Below are 23,742 nucleotides of genomic sequence, written 5' to 3'. Positions count from 1 at the left end.
GGGGCGCTCGGGGACGAACAGGTGTCACGGAGAACGGATCAGAGCTGACCGGACTCGGAGACGGCGATCGCGGCCTTGGTGTCACCGCTGCGCGAGCCGTACGACTCGATCTTGCGGACGAGCTCCATGCTGGCGTCGTCGGCGACCTCGCCGAAGACGACGTGCTTGCCGTCGAGCCACGGCGTCACCACGGTGGTGATGAAGAACTGCGAACCGTTGCTGTTCGGGCCCGCGTTGGCCATCGACAGCAGGCCCGGCTTAGTGTGCTTGAGCGTGAAGTTCTCGTCGGCGAACTTCTCGCCGTAGATGCTCTTGCCGCCGGTGCCGTTCTGGCGGGTGAAGTCGCCGCCCTGGAGCATGAAGTCCGGGATGACACGGTGGAACGGCGATCCGGCGTAGCCGAAGCCCTGCTCGCCCGTGCACAGGGCACGGAAGTTCTCAACCGTCTTGGGCGCGATGTCGTCGAAGAGGTTGAAGACGATCCGCCCGGCGGGCTTGCCGTCGATGGTGATGTCGAAGTAGGTCTTGATTGTCATGAAGCCATCCTGACACTCCCCGATGCCTCCGGATGCACGGCACCCCCCTGCGCCTGCCCGTCCTGTCCGTATCAGAGGTGGTCAGGGGCCCGGCGCGGGCACTTCGGACGGCGCGCCGCGTACCGCCTCATGGGCCAACCCGGCGGAACGGTTGACCTCAAGCTTGCTTTAGGTCTTAGCGTTCTGTACGCACCGCCCCGGGCCGCACCGGCCGACGGGCACCCCCGCGCCGCACCACATCATCCGGAGAGACCTCATGAGCATGGAAATGACCGCGTGGTCATCGCTGCACAGCGCGATGACCGCACAGCAGGACCGGCGGCCCTTCTCCCGGGCGACCCTGCGCCGCATCGCCGCCTTCGCCCGCCCGCACCGGCGGCGGATCTACCGCTTCCTGGCACTCAGCGTGCTCACCGCCCTCCTGGCGGTCGCCACGCCCGTCCTGGCGGGAAGCGTCGTCGACGCGATCATCCAGGGCAAGGACACCGGCGTGGTCACCCGGCTCGCGGCGCTCATCGCGGTCATCGCCGTGGCGGAGGCGGCCCTCGGGCTGCTCACCCGGTGGCTGTCGGCCGGACTCGGCGAGGGGCTGATCCTCGATCTGCGTACGGCGGTCTTCGACCATGTGCAGCGGATGCCGATCGCCTTCTTCACCCGGACCCGGACCGGTGCGCTCGTCAGCCGGCTCAACAACGACGTCATCGGCGCGCAGCGGGCTTTCAGCAACACGCTGTCCGGCGTCGTCTCCAACCTGGTCACGCTGCTGCTGACCCTCGCGGTCATGCTGAGCATCTCCTGGCAGATCACCCTGCTCGCGCTCGTCCTGCTGCCGGTGTTCGTCGTCCCGGCCCGCCGGATGGGCTCCAGGATGGCCGGGCTCCAGCGCGAGGCCGCGCACCACAACGCCGCCATGGGCACACAGATGACCGAGCGCTTCTCCGCGCCGGGCGCCACCCTCGTGAAACTCTTCGGACGCCCCGCCGACGAGTCGGCGGCGTTCGCCGAGCGCGCCGGCCGGGTGCGTGACATCGGCGTCCGCACGGCCATGGCGCAGTCCACCTTCATCACCGCGCTGACCCTCGTGTCCGCCCTGGCCCTCGCCCTGGTCTACGGGCTCGGCGGGTACTACGCGCTGCGCGGCTCCCTCGACCCGGGTGCGATCGTCGCCCTCGCGCTGCTGCTGACCCGGCTCTACGCGCCCCTGACCGCTCTGGCCGGGGCCCGCGTCGAGGTGATGAGCGCCCTGGTCAGCTTCGAGCGGGTCTTCGAGATCCTGGATCTGAAGCCGCTGATCGACGAGAAGCCCGACGCCCGCAGGGTGCCGGACGGACCGGTGTCCGTGGAGTTCGACGGGGTCTCCTTCGGCTACCCCTCCGCCGACAAGGTCTCCCTCGCCTCGCTGGAGGACGTGGCGACGCTGGACTCCCGCGAAGGCACGGAGGTCCTGCACGACGTCTCCTTCCGTGCCGAGCCCGGCCGGATGGTCGCCCTGGTCGGTTCCTCCGGAGCGGGCAAGTCCACGATCGCGCAGCTGCTGCCCCGGCTCTACGACACCGACGCCGGGGCCGTTCGGCTGAACGGAGTCGACGTACGCGACCTCACCGCCGACTCGATCCGCGAAACGCTCGGCATGGTCACCCAGGACGGTCACCTCTTCCACGAATCGGTCCGCGCCAACCTGCTCCTCGCCCGGCCGGACGCCACCGAGGACGACATCTGGGACGCCCTGCGCCGTTCCCGGCTCGACGGACTGGTCGCCTCACTGCCCGAGGGGCTCGACACGGTCGTCGGCGAGCGCGGTTACCGGCTCTCGGGCGGGGAACGGCAGCGGCTGACCATCGCCCGGCTGCTGCTGGCCCGGCAGCGCGTAGTGATCCTCGACGAGGCGACGGCCCACCTCGACTCGACCTCCGAAGCCGCTGTGCAGGAAGCCCTCGCCGAGGCGCTGGAGGGGCGGACCGCCGTGGTGATCGCCCACCGTCTCTCGACGGTACGGGCCGCCGATCTGATCCTGGTCGTGGAGGAGGGCCGGATCGCCGAACGCGGAACCCATACGGAGCTGCTGGCCGCGGGCGGCAGGTACGAGCAGCTGTACCGCACCCAGTTCGAGCGTCCGGAGGCGGAGGAGCAGGCTCGTCCGGAGGCGGAGGAGCAGGCCCAGCACGTCGGCTGAGCCCCGCTGGCCCCACGCCCCGTCCGCACCCTCGCTGTGCGGACGGGGCGGGACTCGGCGAAGCTGGGTGCAGACCCTGGGACCGTCCTCGGAGGTGCTGATGGAGCCGGTGAGCGCACTGCGCCGGATCGCGTTCCTTCTGGAGCGGTCACAGGCCGAGACCTACCGGGTGAAGGCGTTCCGCAGGGCGGCCGACGCGATCGCGGCGATCCCCGCGGACGACCTCGCGGAGCTGGTGACGCACGGGTCGCTGGAGTCGGTGAACGGAATCGGGCCGAAGACGGCCCAGGTGATCCGGGAGGCGCAGGGCGGAGCGGTCCCGCAGTATCTCGACCGGCTGGAGGCGGAGTCCGCCGGCCCGCTCACGGAGGGCGGCGAAGAGCTCCGGGCCCTGTTGCGGGGCGACTGCCACATACATTCGGACTGGTCGGACGGCGGAAGCCCGATCGAGGACATGGGCCGCACGGCGCGGGAGCTGGGTCACGAGTGGGCGGTTCTGACCGACCACTCCCCACGGCTGACGGTGGCCAACGGACTGTCGCCGGAGCGGCTGCGCCTGCAACTGGCCGAGGTGGCCGGACTCAACGAGCGGTGGGCCCCGTTCAGGCTGCTGACCGGGATCGAGTGCGACATCCTGGCGGACGGCTCACTCGACCAGGAGCCGGAGCTGCTGGAGCGGGTGGACGTGGTGGTCGCTTCCGTCCACTCCAAACTGCGGATGGACTCAGCGACGATGACCCGGCGCATGGTGGCGGCGGTCCGCAACCCGCATACCGACATCCTCGGACACTGCACCGGTCGCCTGCTCTCCGGCCGGAAGCGCCCGGAGTCCGGGTTCGACGCGGACGAGGTATTCGCCGCGTGCGCGGAGGCGGGGACTGCGGTAGAGATCAACAGCCGCCCGGAACGGCTCGACCCGCCCCGGCGCCTGTTGAAGCAGGCCGTCGAGGCGGGCGTGCTGTTCTCGGTCGACACGGACGCGCACGCCCCCGGCCAGCTCGAATGGCAGATCTACGGCTGCGCGCGTGCCGAGGAGTGCGGGGTACCCGCGGAACGGGTCGTCACCACCTGGAGTGCCGAGCGGCTACTGGCCTGGACGGGCGGCCACCGCCGGTGAGTGCTACTCGATGACGAGCTCGACCTCGATGTTGCCGCGCGTGGCCTTGGAGTAGGGGCAGTAGGCGTGCGTGGCCTCGACCAGTTTGCGGCCCGTCTCGCCTTCGAGGGCGTCCGGCAGTTCGACCCGCATGACGACCGCGAGACCGAAGCCCGTGTCGTCCTTGCCGATCGAGACCTCGGCCGTCACGGCGACGTCCTTGGTGTCCACCTTCATCTCCCGGCCGACCGACGCCATGGCGCTGGCGAAACAGGCGGCGTACCCGGCGGCGAACAACTGCTCCGGGTTGGTGCCCTGACCGTTGCCGCCGAGCGCCGGCGGCAGCGCCAGCGGGAGGTCGAGCTGTCCGTCCGAGCTCACGGCCCGGCCCTCCCGGCCGTTTGCGGTGGCGGCAGCGGTGTAGAGCGCGTCCATGGAATGACCTTCTTTCCTGTCGCGGTGACCGGCCCGGTCACGCTTCGCCCAAAGAGTTGCACACAATTCAATTGTGCACAACCTAATGGGGCGCGATGGGATATCCTGGTTCCATGACCACGCCCCCGATCCACGCCCCCGATCTGCCGGACGCGGATCTGCTGCGCCTGGACCACCAGGTCTGCTTCTCCCTGCACTCCGCGTCCCGCGCCTTCGGCGGGCTGTACCGGGAGGCGCTGAGGGATCTGGGCCTCACCTATCCCCAGTACCTGGCCATGCTGGTGCTCTGGGAGCACGGGCCCCAGCGGGTGAAGACGATCGGCGAGCGCCTCCACCTCGACTCCGGGACCCTGTCCCCGCTCCTCAAGAGGCTGGAAGCAGCCGGGCTGGTCGTCCGCGGGCGGAGCCCCCAGGACGAACGCTCCGTGACCGTCCGCCTCACGGAGGCCGGTGCGCGGCTGCGCGAACGCGCGCTGCCCGTTCCTCGCACCGTCCTCGAAGCCACCGGCCTCTCGGTACCGGAGATCCTCGCCCTGCAAGAGGTGCTCGGCCGGCTGACCTCATCCCTGGACGGGCTGCGGCAGGACTGAGGCAGCGCCCGAGTGCCACCACCGACGGCGGTGGCACTCGGGCTGCGAGCAGGCCCGGACCGCGCTCGGACGGCCTCGGCGAGGGCCGCGAACTCCTCGCCGGTGAGGGTGACGGCGGCTGCGGTGTTCTCCTCGACGTGCGCGACGCGCGAGGTTCCGGGGATCGGCAGCATGACCGGCGAGCGGCGCAGCAGCCAGGCCAGGGCCAGCCGGGACGGACTCGCGCCGTGTCTTTCGCGGCGGCGCCGAGCGGGCCGCCAGGGCGGGCGAGTTCGCCGGTCGCGATCGGGAACCACGGGATGAACGCGATGCTCTCGCCCTCGGCGTACTCCAGGACGTCCTCGGCACGGCGGCTGGCGAGGTTGTACGGATTCCGCACGGAGACGATCTCGACGATCTCCCGCGCCTCCTCCAGCTGTCGCACGGTGACTTTCCCTGCCGGCCCCGCTCGACGGTAGACGGCGGGGCGGTGGGAGCGACGGAAACGACGGCTGAATCAGTGCAACGGTGCGGCGTCCGGGGCCCGTCGGCCGACCGGTGTCCGCCGCCTGTACGTACGGGGCCGGGCGCCCTGGGATTCGGACGCCCGGCCAGTCACGCCTTGAGCAGTTCGTGACTCCGCAGGTTCAGCCCAGCTTCTTGAGCAGTTCGGCGGCGAGCGGGGCCGAGGATGCCGGGTTCTGACCGGTGACCAGATTTCGGTCGACGATCACGTACGGGGCCCACGGCTCGCCCTCCTGGAAGTCCGCTCCGAGTTCGACCAGGCGGTCCTGGAGCAGCCACTTCGCCTTGTCCGCGAGGCCGGCCTGCGTCTCTTCGGCGTTGGTGAAGCCGGTCAGCCGGTAGCCGGTGAACGGGTTTGTGCCGTCCTCCCTCACCGCCGCGAGCAGCGCGGCCGGGGCATGACAGACGACGCCGAGGGGCTTGCCGGACTCCAGGGCCCGCGTCAGCAGGGCGCCCGACACCGGGTCGACGGCGAGATCCTCCATGGGACCGTGACCGCCGGGGTAGAAGACCGCGGCGTAGTCGTCCAGATTCACGTCGTGCAGCGAGACCGGGTGCTGGAGTTCGGTGAAGGAGTCCAGGACCTCCGCGACCCGGTCGGCGCCCTCCTGGCCGCCGTTGAACTCGGGGGCCAGACTGCCCCGGTCCACGGTCGGCACGGCGCCGCCGGGGGTGGCGACGACGATCTCATGGCCCGCGGCCTTGAACGCCTGGTACGGAGCCGCGGCCTCCTCGGCCCAGAAGCCCGTCGGGTGCTTCGTGCCGTCGGCCAGGGTCCAGTGATCCGCGCCCGTCACTACGAACAGAATCTTCGACATCTCACTCTTCTCCGAGGGGTGGGCCCGGTCGGGCCCGGAGGATGGTTCAGGTCCACGATCACGGCCGTCGATGCGGCGGCACGTCAACGGTAGGCCGATACCCAGGAGGCAACAAACCAGACATCGACTGTTCGCCGCCAGAAGCCCGAAACCTCCGCATTCGTGCCACACGCGTGCCGTACAACCCCTGGTGCCCCCGGCGCTTTCAATCAGGACGCCAGGAAGGAACGGGCGCTTTCCGGCCACCCCCACACTCGCCCGGCCGCCGCGTGCACCCATGACATCGACCACCGGCTCGCCGCCGGCGCCACGGGCCGCTGCGTCGGGGGCACACCGCAGGCCACCGCCACGCGGTACCGGCGCGACGGCATCACCCACCGCCGGGAGGCCCTCGGCCCCTTCGCCGAGCGCGGTCACCGGCTCAGGAATGCCGCCGCGACCGCTACGAAGCGGCCGGGGTCGTCGAGCCGGGGGTAGTACCCTCCTCGCCGCTGCACGACGAGGGCGGAACAGCCGCGGCCTGGACGTCCCCGCCGGGATCACCCCGCCCGCAGCGGCCTCCGTGCGCCGCACCCTCGCCTGCCGGCTCCAGCGCGCCCGGCTCCAGGGCGGCACGGCCTAGGGTGAGAGGGCCAACGCGTGCCCCGGTCACGGATCACCTCGACCCTAAGGACAAGTCATGCACGAGCGCTTCGACGTCGTCGTACTCGGAGCCGGCCCCGGCGGCTACGTCGCCGCCATCCGCGCCGCCCAACTGGGCAAGCGGGTAGCGGTCGTCGAAGAGAAGTACTGGGGCGGTGTGTGCCTCAACGTCGGCTGCATTCCCACCAAGGCGCTGCTGCGCAACTCCGAACTCGCCCACCTCGTCAACAACGAGGCCAAGACCTTCGGGATCGAGGTCGAGGGAACGGTCTCCTTCGACTACGGGGCGGCGTTCCGCCGCAGTCGCACGGTCGCGGACGGCCGCGTCAAGGGCGTCCACTACCTGATGAAGAAGAACGGCATCACCGAACTGGACGGGCGGGGCACGTTCCTCGACGCGAACACCCTCCAGGTGGCCGGGGCCGACGGCACCACGCGGACCATCACCTTCGACAACTGTGTCATCGCCACGGGCGCCACCCCGCGCCTGCTGCCCGGCACCGCCCGCAGCGAACGCGTGGTGACGTACGAGGAGCAGATCCTCGCGGACGGCGTGCCGCGGTCGATCGTCATCGCGGGCGCGGGCGCCATCGGCATCGAGTTCGCGTACGTCCTGCACAACTACGGCGTGAAGGTCACGATCGTCGAGTTCCTGGACCGGGTCGCGCCGCTGGAGGACGAGGACGTCTCCAGGGAACTGGCCAAGCAGTACCGGAAGCTCGGCATCGAGATCCTGACCTCCACCCGCGTCGAGACGATCGACGAGTCGGGACCGCAGGTCCGTGTCACCGTCACCGGCAAGGACGGCGCGCAGAGGGTACTGGAGACCGACAAGGTCCTCCAGGCCATCGGGTTCGCGCCGAACGTCACCGGTTACGGTCTGGAGGCGACCGGCGTCGCGCTCACGGAGCGCGGGGCGATCGACGTGGACGGCCGCTGCCGCACCAGCGTCCCGCACATCTACGCCATCGGCGACGTGACCGCGAAGCTGATGCTCGCGCACGCCGCCGAAGCCATGGGGGTCATCGCCTCGGAAACCATCGCGGACGCCGAGACGATGGAGCTCGACTACCGGATGATCCCGCGTGCCACGTACTGCCAGCCGCAGATCGCGAGTTTCGGCTGGACCGAGGCGCAGGCACGGGAGCAGGGCTTCGACGTGAAGGTCGCCAAGTTCCCGTTCACGGCGAACGGCAAGGCGCACGGTCTCGGCGACGCGACCGGTTTCGTGAAGATCCTCAGCGACGCCAGGTACGGCGAGATCATCGGCGCGCACCTGATCGGGCCCGATGTCACCGAGCTGCTGCCCGAGCTGACGCTGGCTCAGCAGTGGGACCTCACCGTCCACGAGGTGGCACGGAACGTGCATGCCCACCCGACCCTGGGCGAGGCCGTGAAGGAGGCCGTCCACGGTCTCGCGGGGCACATGATCAACTTCTGAGCGGGCGGCCGGGCGCCGCCGTGTCCGGGGTCTGGTCAAAGGCGGGCGTGTACGCGATGATCACGCCCGCGCCACCCCCCGCTTCCGGCGTCACCCGCACCACAACGGGAGGATGTACATGGCTCGCCGCACACCCCGCGCGCTGATCGCCTCGGCCACCGCCGTAACAGCACTGCTCACCACGGCCGGAGCGGTCTCGGCCGTCCCGGCCGCCCCGGCCGTCCCGCAGGCCACGGTCTTCATGGTCAACCCCGTCCAGTCCTCGGGCGATCAGTCGCTCGTCGACGCCAAGGACTCGGCCGGCGCCGTACCCGCGTCGGCCTACGCCTCGGCCGCGCTGCGCAATCTCGACGGCAGTGGCGGACTTTCAGGACGATGGACCTACGTCAGGTCGGACACCGGCGCCTCGGCGAAGACCGCCGAAGCCGGCGCGTACACCCGGCACGACGACCAGTTCGAACAGGTCATGGCCTACTTCTGGACCAACGAGGCACAGGAGTACCTCCAGGGCCTCGGCTTCGGCAGCGAACTGCCCGGTGCCAACGACCGGGCGCAGCCGGTCCGTATCAACCAGTGGGGCGCGGACAACTCGTACTTCACCGACAGGAAGGCCGAGATCCGTTTCGGCAAGGGGGGTGTGGACGACGCCGAGGACGCCGAGGTGATCGTGCACGAGTACGGGCACGCGGTGCACCACGCCCAGGTGCCCGGCTTCGGGACCTCCGTCGAGGCCGGGGCCATCGGTGAGGCGTTCGGCGACTACCTGGCGGTCGAGGTCGGCACCCACGCGGCCTCCCGGTACGGCTGGCCGCTCAAGGCCGACCCTGCCTGTGTGGCGGACTGGGACGCGGTGAGCTACAGCAGCGCTCCGCACTGTCTGCGCCGTATCGACCAGGACAAGGTGTACGGCGACCGGGTCGGATCGGTGCACGCGGACGGCGAGATCTGGTCCCGTGCGCTGCTGGACATCCGGCGGGCGCTCGGCGCCCGGGTGGCCGACCGGGTCATCATCAACGCCCAGTTCGGCTTCGCGCCCGACACCAGCTTCCAGGACGCGGCGCTGACGACGATCGCGACGGCGGAGCGCATGTACGGCGCGCGGGCGGCAGACGCGGTCCGGGCCGCCTTCGCGGGACGCGAGATACCGGGCATCCGGTAGCCGGAGCACACGGGGACCGCCGCTGCCCGTGGGCGGTCCCCGCGTACCGGGCCGTGGGTACGGAGTCCAGGGAGCGCCGCGCGCGGGGCCGTGGTGTCCGGGCAGCCGGACCGCGAGCAGCGCGATGTCGTCGCTGCTCCCCGTTCCGCCCCCACCGGCCTGCTCGCGCCACGCCCCGCGCTCTGGGCCGGAGAGGTGAGAGCCGGGTCTGTCGCGGCACCGGAGCCGGGGATTCCCGCACCGACCTGCTGGCCTGGTCTCCGCACCCGGCGGTACGGGGCGACGGAACCCGAGGAAGGAACGGCCATGGGACACGGCGGAAACGTGATCGCGGAGCTCACTGCCGACCATCGTGAGGTGGAGGAGCTGTTCGCGCAGATCGAAGGACAGCCGGTGGGCCATTCGGACCGGCGGCAGCTGGTCGACCAGCTGATCTCGGAACTCGTACGGCATTCGGTGGCCGAGGAGATGCACCTGTACCCGTCCGTACGCAGACACGTACCGGACGGCGACGAGCTCGCGGACAAGGAGATCGCGGACCACGGCAGGATCGAGCGCATGCTCAAGGACCTGGAGGAGCGGGACGCAGGGGACCCCGAGTTCAACGACCTCGTGGCCAAGCTCAAGTTCGCGGTGGCCGCCCATGTACGCGCGGAGGAGTCCGAGCTGTTCCCTGAGCTCACGGCCTCGTGCTCGCCCGAGGAGCTGAACACGCTCGGTCAGCTGGTCCGCCGTGCCAAGGAGACGGTGCCCACCCGGCCGCACCACTCGATGCCGGACACTCCGCCCGCCAACAAGGTGCTCGCACCGGGTGCGGGGCTGGTGGACCGCCTACGGGATCTGCTCAGTGGACGGGACTCCTCGTCCTGAGGCCGCTTCCGACGGCGCCGTGGCTCGCGTCCTCCTCGGCGGGGTCGCGGGCCAGCAGGTCCAGGCTGAGGGCGGCCGTCCAGCCGAAGTCGCGGGTGCCGCGGGCCTGTGCGGTGAACGGGTCCACGTACTCCGCGAAGCCGCAGGCCCCCGCGGCGGTGAGCATCGAGCCGCGCAGACGGTCCGCCGCCCCGGTCCGTCCATGCCCGCGCAGACCGCGCTCCAGCAGCCAGCCGGTGTTGAACCAGGCCGGTCCGCGCCAGTAGCGGGACGCGTCGAAGACCGGCGCCGTGAGGTCGTACGAGGGGACCATCGGGATCTCGCCGAGCCGGAAGCCCGGGCCCGCGGCCGTCCGGACCAGTGCGTCGACGAGGTCCCGCGGAAGGCCGGGCACGATGAGCGGCAGGAGACCGGCGACGCTGCGTTCGGCGATCAGCTCGCCGCCCACCAGGTCACGGCAGAGGAACATGCCGTCGTCCGGCGACCAGAGCCGCTCGACCAGTGCGGCGGTGAGCCGCCCGGCCCGCTCCTCGTGCGGCGCGGGGTCGGCCCCGGTCTCGGCGGCGATGCGCGCGAGTGCGTGCTCGGAGACGATCAGCAGGGCGTTGACGCCGGGGTCCTCGACGGCGAACGGGTGCCGGGTGCCCGCGTCCGCGTACCCGCCGTCGCGGTAGTCGGTGGCCAGGCGCACGTACCGGCCGTAGTCCAGATCCGTGGGCCGCTCCGCCGCCGCTCCGTGATCCAGGTCGGCGCGCCGGTAGGAGCCGGCCGCGGCCGGTTCGATGCGTCGCAGGGGAGCGTCCCAGCACGGGCTGTTGTCCATGCCGGGCTCCCACGGGTGCAGGATCGCGGCGAGACCGCCGCCGCCCAGGTCGCGGGGGCCCGTGAGGTAGTCGTGCCAGGCCTTCAGCCTCCCGTACACCCGGGGCAGGAAGTTCCGGCGTCGCGAGGCTTCGGGGTCGGCCAGGTGGACCAGCCAGGCGGCGAGGGCGTGGACGGGGGGCTGCACGATCCCGGACGTCTCCCGGTCGGCGGGGGCTCCGGCCGCCGCACCGTCCCGCGAGGAACGCCAGAAGTCGGGACTCGGGAAGTAGGCGTCGAGCGGGACCGCCGGATTGAAGACGATGTGCGGGACGCGCCCGTCCGCCCACTGGGCACCGAGCAGCGTCTCCAGTTCGCGCTGGGCCCGGCGCGCGGACAGGTGGCGCAGGCCGATCGCGATGAACGCGGAGTCCCAGCTCCACTGGTGGGGGTACAGCCCGCGGGAGGGGACGGTGGAGGTGCCCGTCCAGTTGGCGTACAGGACCCGTGCGGCCCCACGCCGGAGTACGGGGTCGTCCGCGGCGGGCATCGGAGAGTCGAGGAGCGGGACCGTCCCCGGGACCTCCACGCGGGGCCGGCGCATGTCGGCTTCCACTCGGGCCGCCGGTATCGGCAGACGGATGTCACCCGTGGAGTGCGTCGCGGTCGCGTGGTGGCCGGAGTCCTGGGCGCACACCCATGGCTCCTGGAGCGAGGCGCCGGGGCGCGGTCGTTCCGAGCGAGCGGTCTTCTCCATGGGTGCCTTTCGCGCCGGGGCACGGCGCTGTCGGGTGGCTCGTGGCGGGGCGTCGCGGAACAGCCGGGCTCCGGCGTCCCATGCGCGCGTCACTCGCGGGATTGTTCCCCTGCAGGGAGTTGGCTCGGACTCAGCCGATACGCCGGTAAAGGGCCCTGCTTACAGACTTACGCTGAAGTTATCCCATAGTTATGTCTCACCATCAAGCAAAAGTGAGAGTGAAATGCCTAACAGCCAGACGCGAAGAGACGACTGGCCGCAGGACTGCGCGCGGGCTGAACGGGAACCTCGAACTGAGCAGAAGAGTCGGTCGAGCCTGGGCCGTCTCGCCGCTCGCGCAGGGCATGTCCGTCCGGAGCGCGGGCGATCGCCCGGCAGGAACAGAGCCGCACAACCCCTCAGATCCTCCCACCACGCCCGGTCGAACACGACGGTCCTGGGAAGCCTTCCGCGATCGGTGGGCACTCTGTCTCGTGGCTCCGCCACCGGTTGCGACACCCCTATGGAGAAATGCCGGTACGACGATCCTCATGCATGTCGCCCGCTACGCCTCCGCCTGCAATCTCACCTTCGCCCCCGGCCGGAGCCGGGCGGACTTCCTCGGAGAGCGGACCTCCGGTGGGCATGTCGTCGCGGAAGCCCCGGCTGCTGGCGCTATCCGGTCGAGGTGGAGGAGGCGGGCAAACCCTCCGACGCGTCCGGATACCGGTGACGGAACGCCTTCCCGGGCCCGGGCGCTGACTGCGGTCGCCCGCCCGCCCGCGCCGAGGAGCGGATCTGAGCCGGCTCGGGGGCACACTGGGGGCCGCCCGTCCGGCTGGGCGCCGGACCCGGACATCACCGTCCTGGAACGGGTGTCGCCCCATGCCTGGCCGCGTACGCCGCGGCCGGGCGCGGGGCGCCCCGGTGCCTCAGTGGTCGCCGGGCCCGCCCAGCAGCGGCAGGCCCGCCGTGTACCGGCGGAAGAAGCCCGCGGTCGGGGTGTCGGCTTCGGCGACCTCGTCCGGGGTGCCCGCCGCCACGACCGCGCCGCCGTCCGGGCCGGCGCCCGGCCCCAGGTCGATCACCCAGTCCGCGGACGCCGCGACAGGAATGTCGTGCTCGGCGACGACCACGGTGTTGCCCGAGTCCAACAGCAGGTCGAAGGCGTCCACCATGCGCTGGATGTCGGAGGGATGCAGACCGGAGACGGGTTCGTCGAGCAGGACCAGTCCGGCCTTGCGGCCCGCGGATCCGCGCTGGATCACCGACGCCAGTTTCAGTCGCTGCGCCTCGCCGCCGGAGAGTTCCGTGGCGTTCTGGCCGAGTCGCAGATAGCCGAGGCCGACCCGTTCCATGGCCTCCAGCGCCTCTGCCAACTGCCGGTGTTCCGTGAGGCGTTCGACGGCCTCAGCGATGGTCAGCTCCAGCACTCCGTCGATGGTCAGCCCCTGGTAGGTGATCTCCAGGGCCTCCGGTGTGTAGCGGCGGCCCTCACAGGCGTCGCAGACCACCCACACGTCCGGCAGGAAGTGCATGTTGACCAGCTTGCGGCCGTACCCGGTGCAGGTCTCACAGCGTCCGCCGTTGGCCGTGTTGAATGAGAACCAGGAGGACTTGATACCACGCTTGCGTGCCTCGTCGGTCTCCGCGAACAGTTTGCGGACGATGTCGAACGCCTTGCTGTACGTGGCGGGGTTGGACCGGGGTGTCCGGCCGATCGGCTCCTGGTCGGCCACGGCGACCCACCGGAAGCGCTCGCTCCCGGTGACCCGGCGGACTGCGTCGGCCGCCGTTCCGGTCAATGCCGCCTCCGCCCCGGCACCGATCGCGCCGAGCAGACTGCTTTTGCCGCTGCCGCTGACCCCGGTCAGACAGGTCAGCCGGCCCACAGGGAAGCGGACCAGGTCCGTTGTCACGTTGTGCGCGGACAGCTCGTGCAACTCCACCCAGCCGGTGCTCTCCTCGACCGGCCGGCGGGTACGGCGCAGCCGTGGTCCCTTCCCGGCGAGGTAGTGGCCGGTGAGCGAGCGGGGGTGCTCGGCGACGTCCGCGGGGGTGCCGGAGTCGGCGAACCCGCCGCGGCGATCGACGGCGCCTCCCGGCTGCAGACGGTCACGAGAATCGTCCTGCCCCTCGCGCTGCCCACCCTGATGGCAACCGGGCTCTACGCCTTCTTGACATCCTCCCCCTCCTGAAGGAGGGGGATTCCTACGGCTCGCGCCGTGGGGTTTTCTGCTTCGTCGCCGACTGCCCGCCCGGAGAACTCCGTTGAGGTCTTACACCGGCTCCACAGACTGTCACCGAGAGCCCCTCGGCCAGTACGTTCTTCGCGGCGTTCACGTCACGGTCGTGAGTGACACCGCACCTACACGTCCACATACGGATGTTCAGCGGCATCTTGCCCTGCAAGGTGCCGCAGGCGGAGCACAGCCTGGAGGAGGGGAACCAGCGGTCGATGGCGACCAGGTCCCTTCCGTGCCAGGCGCACTTGTACTCCAGCATGCCGCGCATCGTGCTCCAGGCAGCATCCGAGATGGCGCGGGCCAGGGAATGGTTCTTGACCATGTTGCGTACGGTGAGGTCTTCGATCACGATCGTTTGGTTTTCACGAACGAGTCGAGTGGTCAGCTTGTGCAGGTGGTCACGCCTGCGGTCGGTAATGCGGGCATGGACCTTGGCGACCTTGCGCCGGGCCTTGGCCCGGTTCGCTCCGTCACCCCTGGCCTTCTTCGCCAGCACCCGCTGAGCCTTGGCGAGACGGGCGCGGTCCTTGCGCTCGAACCTGGGGTTGGTGACCTTCTCTCCGGTGGAGAGCGTCACCAGGCTGGTGATCCCGGCGTCGATCCCGACCGTGTTCGTGGTCTGGGGCATGGTTGCGGGGATGTCGTCGCACAGCATCGACACGAACCAGCGCCCAGCCGGATCCTGCGAAACCGTCACCGTGGACGGCGTCGCACCTTCGGGAAGGGGGCGGGACCACACGATGTCGAGCGGTTCGCTCATCTTGGCGAGGGTCAGCTTGCCGTCCCGGTAGCGGAAACCGCTGGTGGTGTACTCAGCGGACTTCCGCGACTTCTTCCGGGACTTGAAGGCCGGGTACTTGGCCCGCTTCTGCCAGAAGTTCCCGAACGCTCCTTGCAGATGCCGCAACGTCTGCTGCAACGGCACAGACGAAACCTCGGACAGGTAGGCCAGCTCGTCGGTCTTCTTCCACGAGGTGAGCATCGCGGAGGTGGCGTTGTAGTTGACCCGCTCCTGACGGAGCGTCCACGCCTCGGACCGTGCGGCGAGCGCCAGGTTGTAGACCTTGCGAACGCAGCCGAACGTGCGCGACAGCTCGGCTGCCTGCGCATCGGTCGGACAGAAGCGGTACTTGAACGCCCGCTTCACCTGCTTCGTGGTCATGCTCACAAACTAGCGGTGCCGCGACTTAAGATCAAACCTGCGGGTCGCGGCACCGGAATCCGCCCTGGCACCGAATCCCAGCCCACCGCCCTGCTCCGCAGGGACTGAGATTCCCCCCGAGCCAAAGCACGGGGTATCCACACAGGAGGAAGAGATGATCGCCTTGAACGAGTTCCCCTTCGCGCTCCTGTTCCTGGCGGCTTCACCGGACCGGTGGACGGTCTCGCTGGGCTCCAGCAGCCGGGCAACGGCCTGGAGGTGTCCAAGACCGTTCTGATGGCCGGTTCCGTCGTTCTCACCATCCCCGTGGTACTCCTGTTCTTCGCAGCCGAACGCCTGCTCACCGAGGGTCTGACCAGCGGCGCGGACAATGCGGACAAGGGCTGAGGCCGCACGGCGGAGCTCGGAGAACGAAGAGAACGAAGAGAACGAAGAGAGAGAACGAGGACAGCACGGATGGCAGGAAACCGGGCGAGTGCGGGACACCTGCTGCGGCTCGTCCGCAGCGGCGAGGCCACCACCCGCGGCGAGTTGCAGCAGGCGACGGGGCTGTCCCGGTCGACCGTCGGGCAGCGCCTGGACCAGCTCTTCGGCGCCGGCTGGCTCCGGGGATCGGCCGGCACGTCCACCGGAGGGCGACCCTCCGCCCGGCTGGAGTTCGACCCGACGCACGCCGTCGTACTCGTGGCCGATCTGGAGACGCGCCACGGCCGCGCCGCCGTTCTCGACCTCGCCGGCACGGTCCTCGCCGAACGTACGGGCGAGCTGGTGATATCGGACGGTCCCGACCTGGTCCTGGACAGGCTGGCCCGCTGGTTCGGCCTGCTCCTCGACCGGGCGGGCACGGCGCCCGGACGGGTCTGCGGGATCGGCCTCTCGGTGCCGGGGCCGGTCGACCAGGAGTCCGCACGGATCGTGCAGCCACCGATCATGCCCGGCTGGGACCGGTTCCCCGTACCGGAGCGGATGCGCGAGGCCTTCGCCGAGCACATCGCTCCGCTGCCCGCCGGCAATCCGCTTCCCGTCCTCCTCGACAACGACGCCAATCTGATGGCGCTGGCCGAGCAGCGCCGCAACCACCCGGACTGCGGGGCGTTCGTCCTGGTCAAGGCGTCGACCGGCATCGGCGCGGGAGTCGTCGTCGGAGGCGAGGTCTACCGCGGCATCGACGGCGGGGCGGGCGACATCGGGCACATCCGGCTCCACGACCGCCCCGACGCACTCTGCATGTGCGGCTCCTACGGCTGTCTGGCCGCGGTGGCCAGCGGCCGCTCCATCGCGCAGCGGCTCACGGCGGCCGGTGTTCCCACCGCATCGGGGTCCGGTGTACGGGACCATCTGGCGGCGGGCCAGCCCGACGCCGTGCGGTTCGCCCGCGAGGCCGGACAGCGCGTCGGCGAGGTCCTGGTCACGGTGGTGACCCTGCTCAACCCCGGTGTCCTGGTACTCGCGGGAGACCTCGCCGGAACCCCGTTCCTCACGGGGGTCAGGGAACTCCTCTATCAGCGGGCACTCCCCCGGACCACCGCCCATCTCTCGGTGACCGTATCCGCCCTCGGCGAGCACGCGGCCCTGACCGGCGCCGCCATCATGGTCGTCGACCGGCTCTACGCCCCCGACCGCGCGGACGCCCGGCTGGCCGCGCTCTCCCGCGACGGCGGTGCGGGCGCCGGCTGAACCGGCGCACCGGCAAGGCGCCGCGTGCCTCGTGCGCCGTGCCTCGTGCCGTGCCCCGTGCCCCGTGCCCCGTGCCCCGTGCCCCGGCCAGGTCGCCGGCTGCCGGAGAGCGGTCATCTGCCGCCGGTGCGCCGGAGCCGCGCCGAGAGATGGTGCTGCAGGGGCCGGCCGACCGCCGCGAGGTCGTGGACGAAGTCGAGCGTGTCCGTGTCCGTGAGGGTGTAGCGGCGCCGCGTGGCCTCGACCTCCTTGGCCGTGGGCGTGCGGGCCACCTGCCGGGTGACGAGGTCGACCGAGCCGGCGCCCGCGCGGCCGGACGAGATCTCCGCGATGCCGGTGGGCTGCGTGATGAGGGCTTCGACGTGCCCGTCGGGCTGCAGACGCCACCAGCCGCTCTCCCGGGCCGAGGGCCGCAGCGGCACGTCGTCCGCGTCGAGCAGCCAGGCCCGCGCCTCGTAATGGAGGAAAGGCCGCCCGTCGTGGCTGAAGACGACCTCCTGCGCGTACGAGAACTCCGCGTCGAGCGTCGGGTACCCCCCTCGGCCCTGTCCGGTCCAGGTACCCAGAAGCCCCAGCACCGGTGCGAGCAGCGGGTGAGGCGCAGGCGGTTCGTCCGCCTGGAAGGCGTCGGGGAACGGGTACTGCTGCACGGGATCGGACATGGTGTGCGCTCCTGGGTCGGGGCCGGGTGCCGACCGGAAGCCTAGGGCCTGTCCGGCGGCCCCGGTCCGCCGAAGGAGCACCTGCCCTGCTGCGGCGGCCAGGGGCAGATAGTTACCGGAGCGTAACTTACCGGTGAGTTACCTTCGGTACGCATCGTTGCTAGCTTGCGCTCACCCCATCGGAGCAGTGCGAGGAGTGACCTGTGAGCCGCAAGAGCACCCGTTCACGTTCCACTTTCGGCATCCCCCGTCCGGCGACCCCCCACCGCCCCCGGCAAGGCCCGGGCGCCCTGCGCGTGCTGGCCGTCGCTGTGGCGGCCGCGGCCTGCGTGGGGACTTACGCCGTACCGGCGTCCGCCGACGCCGCGGGATCGGATCCCGTGGTGTCCAGAGGGGTGACCATTCCCGCCTTCTACAACCCGCCCGCCGAACTGCCCGCGGTCAACGGTGCCTTGATACGGAGCGAGGCGCTGCCGCTCGGACTGTCCATCCCCGGCCTCGACGGGCGCCCGATGCCGGGCACGGCGACCCGGCTGATGTACAGGTCCACGGATTCGGGCGGGCAGCCGGTCGCGGTGACCGGCGCCTACATCGAACCGTCCGCCGCCTGGAAGGGCACCGGGCCGCGCCCGCTGGTTGCGGTGGCCTCGGGCACCGTGGGCCAGGGCGACCAGTGCGCGCCCTCGCTGTCGCTCCAGTACCCGCTGCGGCTGACCGGCGAGACCCTCGCGGTCGGCTACGAGGCACTGGCCATATACCGGCTGCTGTCCACCGGAGCCGCGGTGGTGGTCACCGACTACGTCGGCCTCGGCGCCACGGACCGGCTCCACACCTACGTCAACCGGCTCGACCAGGGACACGCCCTGCTGGACGCGGCGCGCGCCGCGCGCACGGTGCCGGGGGCGTCGGTCACCGCCGACTCGCGCGTCGGCCTGTACGGCTACAGCCAGGGCGGCGGGGCCAGCGCCTCGGCCGCCGAACTGCAGTCCTCGTACGCACCCGACGTCAAGCTCGCGGGTACCTACGCGGGCGCGCCGCCCGCGGACCTGACGGCGGTGATGAAGGGGATCGACGGCAGCGCTCTGGCCGGAGCCCTGGCCTGGTCCGTCAACGGTTTCGCGCAGGCCGATCCCGATCTGCGGAAGGTCGTCGAAGCCAGCATCAACGCCACGGGGCGGGCCGCGCTCAAGGACGCCTCCACCATGTGCGTGGGCGACGCGATCTTCGGTTACGGCTTCACGAAGAGCACCAGGTGGACCACCAGCGGCATGTCACTCGGCGGCATCATCGCCGCGGAGCCGCGGGCGCAGGCTGCGCTCGACCGACAGCGCATCGGCGGCACGAAGCCCACGGGGCCGGTCCGGGTGGCGACCGGCGTCCAGGACGACATCGTTCCGCACGACCAGGCACGCCAACTCGCCGTGGACTGGTGCCGCAAGGGCGCCGGTGTCACCTACGACGCCATCGAGCTCCCCAACCTCGGCGACAAGCTCCTCACCAACCATCTGGTGCCGCTCATCACCGACCAGGGCGAGGCGATCTCCTGGCTGACGGACCGTCTCGCGGGCAAGGCCGTCGCGTCCAACTGCTGGACGATGCCCTTCCAGCGCTGACCGGCGCTGACCGGCGCGGGCGTCACGCGCGGCACCGCACTCGCGTGCAGACTGTGCCGCATGAACGGCCATCCCCCGGTGGACCGGTTCCCAGCCCCCAACGCTACGGACGCCTGCACGTACGGAGCGCGGATCTCGGCCCGGCCCGGTGGCTCACCGAACGCACCCCGGGCCGGGGCGCGTTCGGCACGGTGGCAGGCGTCGCCGCGCCCGGGCTCGACGCCTACGCGCGGGTGCTGCATCCGGCCTCCCTCGGCCTCACCACCGAGGGCCGCGTCGTCACCGAGCTCCATGACGAGATCCTCGACCTGGCCAGCAGGACGGCGTCGCCGCTCGGGTCCTCGAAGCCGGTGCGCTCCTGGTCCGCGAGTGAGGGAACGTGGACACCCGCCGATGTTCCGCTGCTCGACGAGGCGGCGGGACTCCTCGGGGACGACAACGGAGGACTTCGGCGCCACGGGCGGGGACCTGGAGGCCGCGCGGGACATCTGCCGCGATCTGGGCGGTCTGCCTCTCGCCATCGAGCCGGCCGCGCGCCAGCTGAGCCACTACGACGTACCCGCGCTGGCCGAGCTGGTGCACCACCGCCAGGGGCGGCTGGCCGGCCCCGCGATGCCGCTGCCCCGCCATCGGTCGCTGCGCCGTGCCATCGGGTCGGCGTACGCGCTCTGCGACCGGACGGACCGGATCGTATGGGCACGGACCAGTGTGTTCGCGGCGTCCTTCGACACCGCGGCGGCCGAGTCCCTCTGTGTGGGCGATAGTGTCGCCCCGCACCAGGTCGGGGTCTGCCTCACCCGCCTCGCCTCGGCCGGAATCCTCGGCCCTGTACCGCGGCGACCTGTCGGCCGCGGCCGAACACTTCCACGAGGCGGCCGGCACCACCCCCGTGGACGCACCGTCCGGCCCGTCCACGGCGGTGAGTCTCGCGGCGCAGGCCGGTCTGGGTGCCACCGCGGCGCGGCGTACCGCCCGGCGCGCTCTCAGCGGGCCCGGCCGGCGCGGCGACACCTGGGCCTGTCTCATCGCACGGTACGCACTGGCCCTGGTGGACTGTCAGCAGGGGCGCAGGAGAAGAGCGTTGCGCCGCGCCCGGCGCACGCTGGCCTCACTCCACCACCAGTGGCCGGTTCCGCACGCCGCCGCCCTGGAGCAGCTGATCAGCGACATCGAAACGGGCCGGGAGGCGCGGATCCATCTGCCCGCCGGGGCGCCGGGCAGGACGGACGTGCCGCTCCGGCCCCTCACCCTGCGCCTGCCCTCCCCGTAGACGCGCGCGGGTGCCTCGGTGTCTGCTGCCTGAACATCCGGCGCCGATGGAGTCATCCGGGATTCACCGTGCCGGTCCGCTGTCCACACCGGGTGCCCATAGCGTCTCGCAGGTCCGCAACGCTACTGAGGAGCATCATGAGCGCTTCCGCTCTGACAGCACTGGCCGCCTCCCTCATGATGGTCACCGGGGCTTCCGCGGTCGGCTCGGTTTCCGTCCACGCGCGCGTGGAGACGCCCGCCGTGTACGACGACGAGGCCGGCGGCAACGCCGATGCCGACGACCCCGCGGTCTGGGTCGATCCCGACAACCCGGGGCGCAGCATCGTGATCGGGACTCTCAAGGAGGCCGGCCTCGACGTGTACGGCCTCGACGGCAAGAGGCTCCAGCACATCGCCGCTCCGGCGGCCCCGGGCGAGGACGCCGCCGCCGGCCGGTTCAACAACGTCGACATCGTGTACGGCTTCCGGCTGGGCGGCACGAAGCGGGACCTGGCGCTCGTGAGCGACCGGGGCCGCGACCGGATACGCGCCTTCGTGATCGACCCCGCGGCCGTCGCGGCGGGAAGGGCGCCCCTGAAGGACGTGACTGCTCCTGGTGTGAAGCCGGTCTTCGCCGCGAGCGAGTCCGAGGTGGACGACCAGCGCACGTCCTACGGCCTCGCCGCGTTCAGTGACGACGACGACGCCTATGTCGTGGTCTCGCAGCGTGAGGAGAGCCGGCTCAGGCTGCTCGAACTGCAGGACATCGGCGGCCGGGTGGGTTACACGACCGAGGACACCCTGGACCTCCCCGGCGCCTTCACCCTGCCGGACGGCACCGACTGGACGCCGTGCGCGGACCCGGGCGAGCGCCCGCAGGTCGAGGGCATGGCCGTCGACCAGGAGGAGCACGTCCTCTACGCCGCCCAGGAGGCCGTGGGGCTGTGGCGCATCGAGCTCGACGACGAGGAGTTCGAGACTCCCGAGGTGATGGACCGCGTCCGTGAGTACGGCACGCCCTGGACGTACGACGCCACCGAGGAGGAGTGCGTCCTCGACACCGCCGCCGACCCCGGATTCGGCGGGAAGAACCTGAGCGCGGACGCCGAGGGCGTCACCGTCTACCACGCGGCCGACGGCGCCGGCTATGTGCTCGCCTCCAGCCAGGGCGACAACGCCTTCGCCGTGTACGAGCGGGAGGGCACCAACGACTACGTCGGCTCCTTCACCGTCGCCGACGGTCCCGCGACCGACGGTGTGCAGCACTCCGACGGCTCCACCGTCGTCAACGTTCCGCTGGGCCGCTCCTTCCCGAAGGGCATGCTGATCACCCATGACGGCGAGGCCGCTCCGGCGGACGGAGACCGGGAGGGCACCAACTTCAAGTTCACCGCGTGGGATGCCGTCGCCGGTGCGTTCCCTGAGCCGCTGACGACCGACACCACGTCGTTCGACCCTCGCGACACCGACTGACCGGGCACACGAACACCGCCTCCGGGCGGCCGGGGTCGGCCGCGGGGGGATCGCCCCCGGCACTCGCTGTACGGACATCGCGGGACGGCTGGTGGTGGGTGGCCGAACTCGCCCTGGCCTGGACCCTGGAGCAGGTACGGAGACGGCCGGCGGCGCTTCGGAAAGCGGGCGTGACCCACTCGGTCCTCGCCCCGGTCGGCGACGACCCCGTGGCGGCGCTGACCTCCCTGGCACCGGTCCTCTGACCTCACTCGGCCGGGCCGGGCCACCACCGGCCCGGCCCGGCCCGGCCGAGTGTTCACCAGGTCTTGCAGCGGAGTTCCGCTGTCCGTCCGCCCCGGACGCGTTCACCGGTTCTCATGGAGCGGCAGCTTCGAACCGGGGGACGGATGACGACCGCACCATGCGGGGATTCACGAGGGCGCGGGGGTGCCGTCTTCCTCGTCCCCGCGGCCACGACCCTGCTCGCCTGCCTGTGGGGCATCGGCGGGCGCAGTATGTGGCGGGACGAGCACGCCACCTGGTGGGCGGCTTCACTGCCCCCGGCCGACCTGTTACGGCTCGTCCGGAACGTGGATCTGGCACTGGCGCCCTACTACGCGTTCATGCATGTCTGGAGCTCGGTCTTCGGGGTCTCGCCCCCGGCTCTCCGGATGCCCTCCGCCCTGGCCATGGCGGCGGCGGCGGGGCTGGTGGGGGTCATCGGCCGCCGAACCGTCGGCACCCTCGGCGGCGGGCTCACCGCAGGGCTCCTCTTCGCGCTCACCCCCACCGTCGTCCGGTACGGCCAGGAGGCCAGGCCCTACGCCTTCGCCGTGCTCGCCGTGCTGCTCTCGGTACTGGCACTGCTGCGGGCCCTGGAATCGCCGCGGCCCCGCCGCTGGGCGCTGTACGCGGTGACGCTTCCCCTCATCGGCTGGTCCCACCTCGTCGCCCTCGCCGTGGCAGCGGCCCACGGGGCCGCCGTCCTGTCCTCGCGGCGTCAGGGGCGGCCCGTGACCCGGGGCTGGATCGCCGCGGTGACGTGCGGTCTCGCGGCCACGCTCCCCCTCGTCCTCCTGGCACGGACCCAGGCGGGCCAGATCGGCTGGAACACCACGGCCTGGAACGACATCGCGGCCATGCCCCACATGCTCGTCCGATTCCCCGCCCTGACGGCCGTCGTGTTCGGCGGCGCGGCCTTCGCGCTCGCCACGACGCGGCGGGGCACGCACGTGACACTCCTTGCCGTCTGGGCCGTCGCCCCGTTCCTGTTGACCCTGCTGACGGCTCCCTGGCTGCACCTCTTCCTCGACCGCTATCTGCTGTTCACCCTCCCCGCCTGGATCCTCCTGGCCGTCGTCGGCATCCGCGGTGCGGCCGCCCGGCTCGGTGCGGCACGGCCACGCGCGGCCCGGTGGTGCGTCGCCGTACCGGCTGCCCTCCTCGTCCTGCTGGCATCGTCCGCGAGGGAGCACACCACACGGAACACGCCACGCGAGCCGGACTACCGTGCCGCCGCCCAGGCGGTACTGGAGGCGCAGCGGCCCGGTGACGGCATCGCGTACACGCCTCGGCGCCACGCGCGCCGAGGCCTCGACTACGAACTCCGCTCGGGCCCCCGCCCAAAGGACGTGTTCCTGCACACGTCCCCGCGGGAGGAGGCGGGTTACGCGGCCGGGGAGTGCCCGGACCCTCGTCCCTGCGCGGCGTCCCACCGGCGCGTCTGGCTCGTTTCCGCAGGGAACGGCGACCCCTTCGCCGCCCTGCCGGGCGAGAAGGGGTCGCTGCTGCGCGGGGAGTTCGACGTCGTACGGACGCTCCGCCTCCTCAATGTGCGTGTGCTGCTCCTGGAGCGGCCGACGTGAGAAGCCTCGC

Annotated in this window: 19 protein-coding genes and 3 pseudogenes; 14 read left to right on the top strand and 8 right to left on the bottom strand. The window is 71.3% G+C overall.

Annotation, left to right across the window (positions count from 1 at the left end):
- Positions 1 to 38: 38 nt before the first annotated feature.
- The gene (locus F0344_RS33030) at positions 39 to 536 is read right to left on the bottom strand and encodes a peptidylprolyl isomerase (protein WP_185302264.1); all 498 of its coding nucleotides are present in this window, start codon (positions 534 to 536) and stop codon (positions 39 to 41) included.
- A 256-nt stretch (positions 537 to 792) separates the two neighbouring features.
- Between F0344_RS33030 and F0344_RS33025 the strand changes: the two genes are divergently transcribed.
- Positions 793 to 2,709: an ABC transporter ATP-binding protein gene (locus F0344_RS33025; protein ID WP_185302263.1), complete on the top strand. Its 1,917-nt coding sequence runs from the start codon at positions 793 to 795 to the stop codon at positions 2,707 to 2,709.
- A gap of 100 nt (positions 2,710 to 2,809) precedes the next feature.
- On the top strand, positions 2,810 to 3,826 hold the full coding sequence (locus F0344_RS33020; RefSeq protein WP_185302262.1) for a PHP domain-containing protein: 1,017 nt from the start codon (positions 2,810 to 2,812) through the stop codon (positions 3,824 to 3,826).
- 3 nt (positions 3,827 to 3,829) lie between these two features.
- On the opposite strand, the gene F0344_RS33015 is transcribed toward F0344_RS33020, so the two are convergent.
- Complete coding sequence (locus F0344_RS33015) at positions 3,830 to 4,240, bottom strand: organic hydroperoxide resistance protein (RefSeq protein WP_185302261.1); 411 nt, start codon at positions 4,238 to 4,240, stop codon at positions 3,830 to 3,832.
- Positions 4,241 to 4,353: 113 nt separating this feature from the next.
- On the opposite strand from F0344_RS33015, the gene F0344_RS33010 reads away from it, so the two are divergent.
- Positions 4,354 to 4,830 (top strand): MarR family winged helix-turn-helix transcriptional regulator, encoded by a 477-nt coding sequence (locus F0344_RS33010; protein WP_185302260.1) that lies wholly within the window; start codon positions 4,354 to 4,356, stop codon positions 4,828 to 4,830.
- Between the two features lie 68 nt (positions 4,831 to 4,898).
- Here the strand turns inward: F0344_RS33010 and F0344_RS33005 are convergent.
- Both F0344_RS33005 and F0344_RS33000 read right to left on the bottom strand, forming a co-directional pair.
- Positions 4,899 to 5,263, bottom strand: a pseudogene (locus tag F0344_RS33005) (aldo/keto reductase); the annotation flags it as partial.
- 193 nt (positions 5,264 to 5,456) lie between these two features.
- Positions 5,457 to 6,152 carry a type 1 glutamine amidotransferase domain-containing protein gene (locus F0344_RS33000; protein ID WP_185302259.1) on the bottom strand — a complete coding sequence of 232 codons (696 nt, stop codon included), beginning with the start codon at positions 6,150 to 6,152 and terminating at the stop codon, positions 5,457 to 5,459.
- Positions 6,153 to 6,831: 679 nt separating this feature from the next.
- On the opposite strand from F0344_RS33000, the gene lpdA reads away from it, so the two are divergent.
- The 3 genes from lpdA to F0344_RS32985 all read left to right on the top strand — a co-directional run bounded on the left by lpdA (position 6,832) and on the right by F0344_RS32985 (position 10,264).
- Positions 6,832 to 8,235, top strand: a complete 1,404-nt coding sequence (lpdA, locus tag F0344_RS32995) for a dihydrolipoyl dehydrogenase (RefSeq protein ID WP_185302258.1) — start codon at positions 6,832 to 6,834, stop codon at positions 8,233 to 8,235.
- Positions 8,236 to 8,353: 118 nt separating this feature from the next.
- The gene (locus tag F0344_RS32990) at positions 8,354 to 9,394 is read left to right on the top strand and encodes a M36 family metallopeptidase (protein ID WP_258050196.1); all 1,041 of its coding nucleotides are present in this window, start codon (positions 8,354 to 8,356) and stop codon (positions 9,392 to 9,394) included.
- A gap of 306 nt (positions 9,395 to 9,700) precedes the next feature.
- The gene (locus tag F0344_RS32985) at positions 9,701 to 10,264 is read left to right on the top strand and encodes a hemerythrin domain-containing protein (RefSeq protein WP_185302256.1); all 564 of its coding nucleotides are present in this window, start codon (positions 9,701 to 9,703) and stop codon (positions 10,262 to 10,264) included.
- On the opposite strand, the gene F0344_RS32980 is transcribed toward F0344_RS32985, so the two are convergent.
- Together F0344_RS32980 and F0344_RS32975 are read right to left on the bottom strand one after the other, a co-directional pair.
- A complete protein-coding gene (locus F0344_RS32980) occupies positions 10,239 to 11,615 on the bottom strand; it encodes an MGH1-like glycoside hydrolase domain-containing protein (RefSeq protein ID WP_185302996.1) in 1,377 nt (458 codons plus the stop codon). The two genes, F0344_RS32985 and F0344_RS32980, sit on opposite strands and share 26 nt — an antisense overlap.
- A gap of 1,118 nt (positions 11,616 to 12,733) precedes the next feature.
- Positions 12,734 to 13,750, bottom strand: a complete 1,017-nt coding sequence (locus F0344_RS32975) for an ATP-binding cassette domain-containing protein (RefSeq protein WP_258050195.1) — start codon at positions 13,748 to 13,750, stop codon at positions 12,734 to 12,736.
- A gap of 123 nt (positions 13,751 to 13,873) precedes the next feature.
- Here F0344_RS32975 and F0344_RS32970 point away from each other — a divergent pair.
- Positions 13,874 to 13,981, top strand: a pseudogene (locus tag F0344_RS32970) (ABC transporter permease subunit); the annotation flags it as partial.
- A gap of 31 nt (positions 13,982 to 14,012) precedes the next feature.
- On the opposite strand, the gene F0344_RS32965 reads toward F0344_RS32970, so the two are convergent.
- Positions 14,013 to 15,209, bottom strand: a complete 1,197-nt coding sequence (locus F0344_RS32965; protein ID WP_185302255.1) for an RNA-guided endonuclease InsQ/TnpB family protein — start codon at positions 15,207 to 15,209, stop codon at positions 14,013 to 14,015.
- 154 nt (positions 15,210 to 15,363) lie between these two features.
- Between F0344_RS32965 and F0344_RS32960 the strand changes: the two are divergent.
- Positions 15,364 to 15,596, top strand: a pseudogene (locus F0344_RS32960) (carbohydrate ABC transporter permease); the annotation flags it as partial.
- A gap of 69 nt (positions 15,597 to 15,665) precedes the next feature.
- A complete protein-coding gene (locus F0344_RS32955; protein ID WP_185302254.1) occupies positions 15,666 to 16,886 on the top strand; it encodes an ROK family protein in 1,221 nt (406 codons plus the stop codon).
- A gap of 113 nt (positions 16,887 to 16,999) precedes the next feature.
- Here the strand turns inward: F0344_RS32955 and F0344_RS32950 are convergent, their stop codons facing one another.
- Positions 17,000 to 17,548 carry a nitrobindin family protein gene (locus F0344_RS32950; RefSeq protein ID WP_185302253.1) on the bottom strand — a complete coding sequence of 183 codons (549 nt, stop codon included), beginning with the start codon at positions 17,546 to 17,548 and terminating at the stop codon, positions 17,000 to 17,002.
- Between the two features lie 203 nt (positions 17,549 to 17,751).
- Here F0344_RS32950 and F0344_RS32945 point away from each other — a divergent pair, with 203 nt between their 5' ends.
- The 5 genes from F0344_RS32945 to F0344_RS32925 all read left to right on the top strand — a co-directional run bounded on the left by F0344_RS32945 (position 17,752) and on the right by F0344_RS32925 (position 23,732).
- On the top strand, positions 17,752 to 19,161 hold the full coding sequence (locus F0344_RS32945) for a lipase family protein (protein ID WP_185302252.1): 1,410 nt from the start codon (positions 17,752 to 17,754) through the stop codon (positions 19,159 to 19,161).
- A 751-nt stretch (positions 19,162 to 19,912) separates the two neighbouring features.
- Positions 19,913 to 20,431, top strand: a complete 519-nt coding sequence (locus tag F0344_RS32940) for a hypothetical protein (RefSeq protein ID WP_185302251.1) — start codon at positions 19,913 to 19,915, stop codon at positions 20,429 to 20,431.
- 137 nt (positions 20,432 to 20,568) lie between these two features.
- Positions 20,569 to 21,885, top strand: coding sequence for a phytase (locus F0344_RS32935; RefSeq protein ID WP_185302250.1), 1,317 nt, complete (start codon positions 20,569 to 20,571; stop codon positions 21,883 to 21,885).
- Between the two features lie 98 nt (positions 21,886 to 21,983).
- Entirely contained in the window at positions 21,984 to 22,130 is a 147-nt protein-coding gene (locus tag F0344_RS32930; protein WP_185302249.1) for a hypothetical protein, read from the top strand.
- Between the two features lie 144 nt (positions 22,131 to 22,274).
- On the top strand, positions 22,275 to 23,732 hold the full coding sequence (locus tag F0344_RS32925) for a glycosyltransferase family 39 protein (RefSeq protein ID WP_185302248.1): 1,458 nt from the start codon (positions 22,275 to 22,277) through the stop codon (positions 23,730 to 23,732).
- The last annotated feature ends 10 nt before the right edge of the window (positions 23,733 to 23,742 follow it).

It is taken from the genome of Streptomyces finlayi (assembly GCF_014216315.1).
Classification (GTDB): Bacteria; Actinomycetota; Actinomycetes; order Streptomycetales; family Streptomycetaceae; genus Streptomyces; species Streptomyces finlayi_A.
Note: the sequence above shows the minus strand (reverse complement) of the source record. Positions and strands in the feature narration are given on the sequence as shown.

Excerpts from the sequence above, each read along its gene's own strand:
- F0344_RS32955 (WP_185302254.1), top strand. The coding sequence starts at position 15,666 with ATGGCAGGAAACCGGGCGAGTGCGGGACACCTGCTGCGGCTCGTCCGC.
- lpdA (WP_185302258.1), top strand. The coding sequence starts at position 6,832 with ATGCACGAGCGCTTCGACGTCGTCGTACTCGGAGCCGGCCCCGGCGGC.
- F0344_RS33000 (WP_185302259.1), bottom strand. The coding sequence starts at position 6,152 with ATGTCGAAGATTCTGTTCGTAGTGACGGGCGCGGATCACTGGACCCTG.
- F0344_RS33015 (WP_185302261.1), bottom strand. The coding sequence starts at position 4,240 with ATGGACGCGCTCTACACCGCTGCCGCCACCGCAAACGGCCGGGAGGGC.
- F0344_RS32950 (WP_185302253.1), bottom strand. The coding sequence starts at position 17,548 with ATGTCCGATCCCGTGCAGCAGTACCCGTTCCCCGACGCCTTCCAGGCG.
- F0344_RS33030 (WP_185302264.1), bottom strand. The coding sequence starts at position 536 with ATGACAATCAAGACCTACTTCGACATCACCATCGACGGCAAGCCCGCC.
- F0344_RS33010 (WP_185302260.1), top strand. The coding sequence starts at position 4,354 with ATGACCACGCCCCCGATCCACGCCCCCGATCTGCCGGACGCGGATCTG.
- F0344_RS32965 (WP_185302255.1), bottom strand. The coding sequence starts at position 15,209 with ATGACCACGAAGCAGGTGAAGCGGGCGTTCAAGTACCGCTTCTGTCCG.
- F0344_RS32980 (WP_185302996.1), bottom strand. The coding sequence starts at position 11,615 with ATGCCCGCCGCGGACGACCCCGTACTCCGGCGTGGGGCCGCACGGGTC.
- F0344_RS32990 (WP_258050196.1), top strand. The coding sequence starts at position 8,354 with ATGGCTCGCCGCACACCCCGCGCGCTGATCGCCTCGGCCACCGCCGTA.
- F0344_RS32935 (WP_185302250.1), top strand. The coding sequence starts at position 20,569 with ATGAGCGCTTCCGCTCTGACAGCACTGGCCGCCTCCCTCATGATGGTC.
- F0344_RS32985 (WP_185302256.1), top strand. The coding sequence starts at position 9,701 with ATGGGACACGGCGGAAACGTGATCGCGGAGCTCACTGCCGACCATCGT.
- F0344_RS33025 (WP_185302263.1), top strand. The coding sequence starts at position 793 with ATGAGCATGGAAATGACCGCGTGGTCATCGCTGCACAGCGCGATGACC.
- F0344_RS33020 (WP_185302262.1), top strand. The coding sequence starts at position 2,810 with ATGGAGCCGGTGAGCGCACTGCGCCGGATCGCGTTCCTTCTGGAGCGG.
- F0344_RS32925 (WP_185302248.1), top strand. The coding sequence starts at position 22,275 with ATGACGACCGCACCATGCGGGGATTCACGAGGGCGCGGGGGTGCCGTC.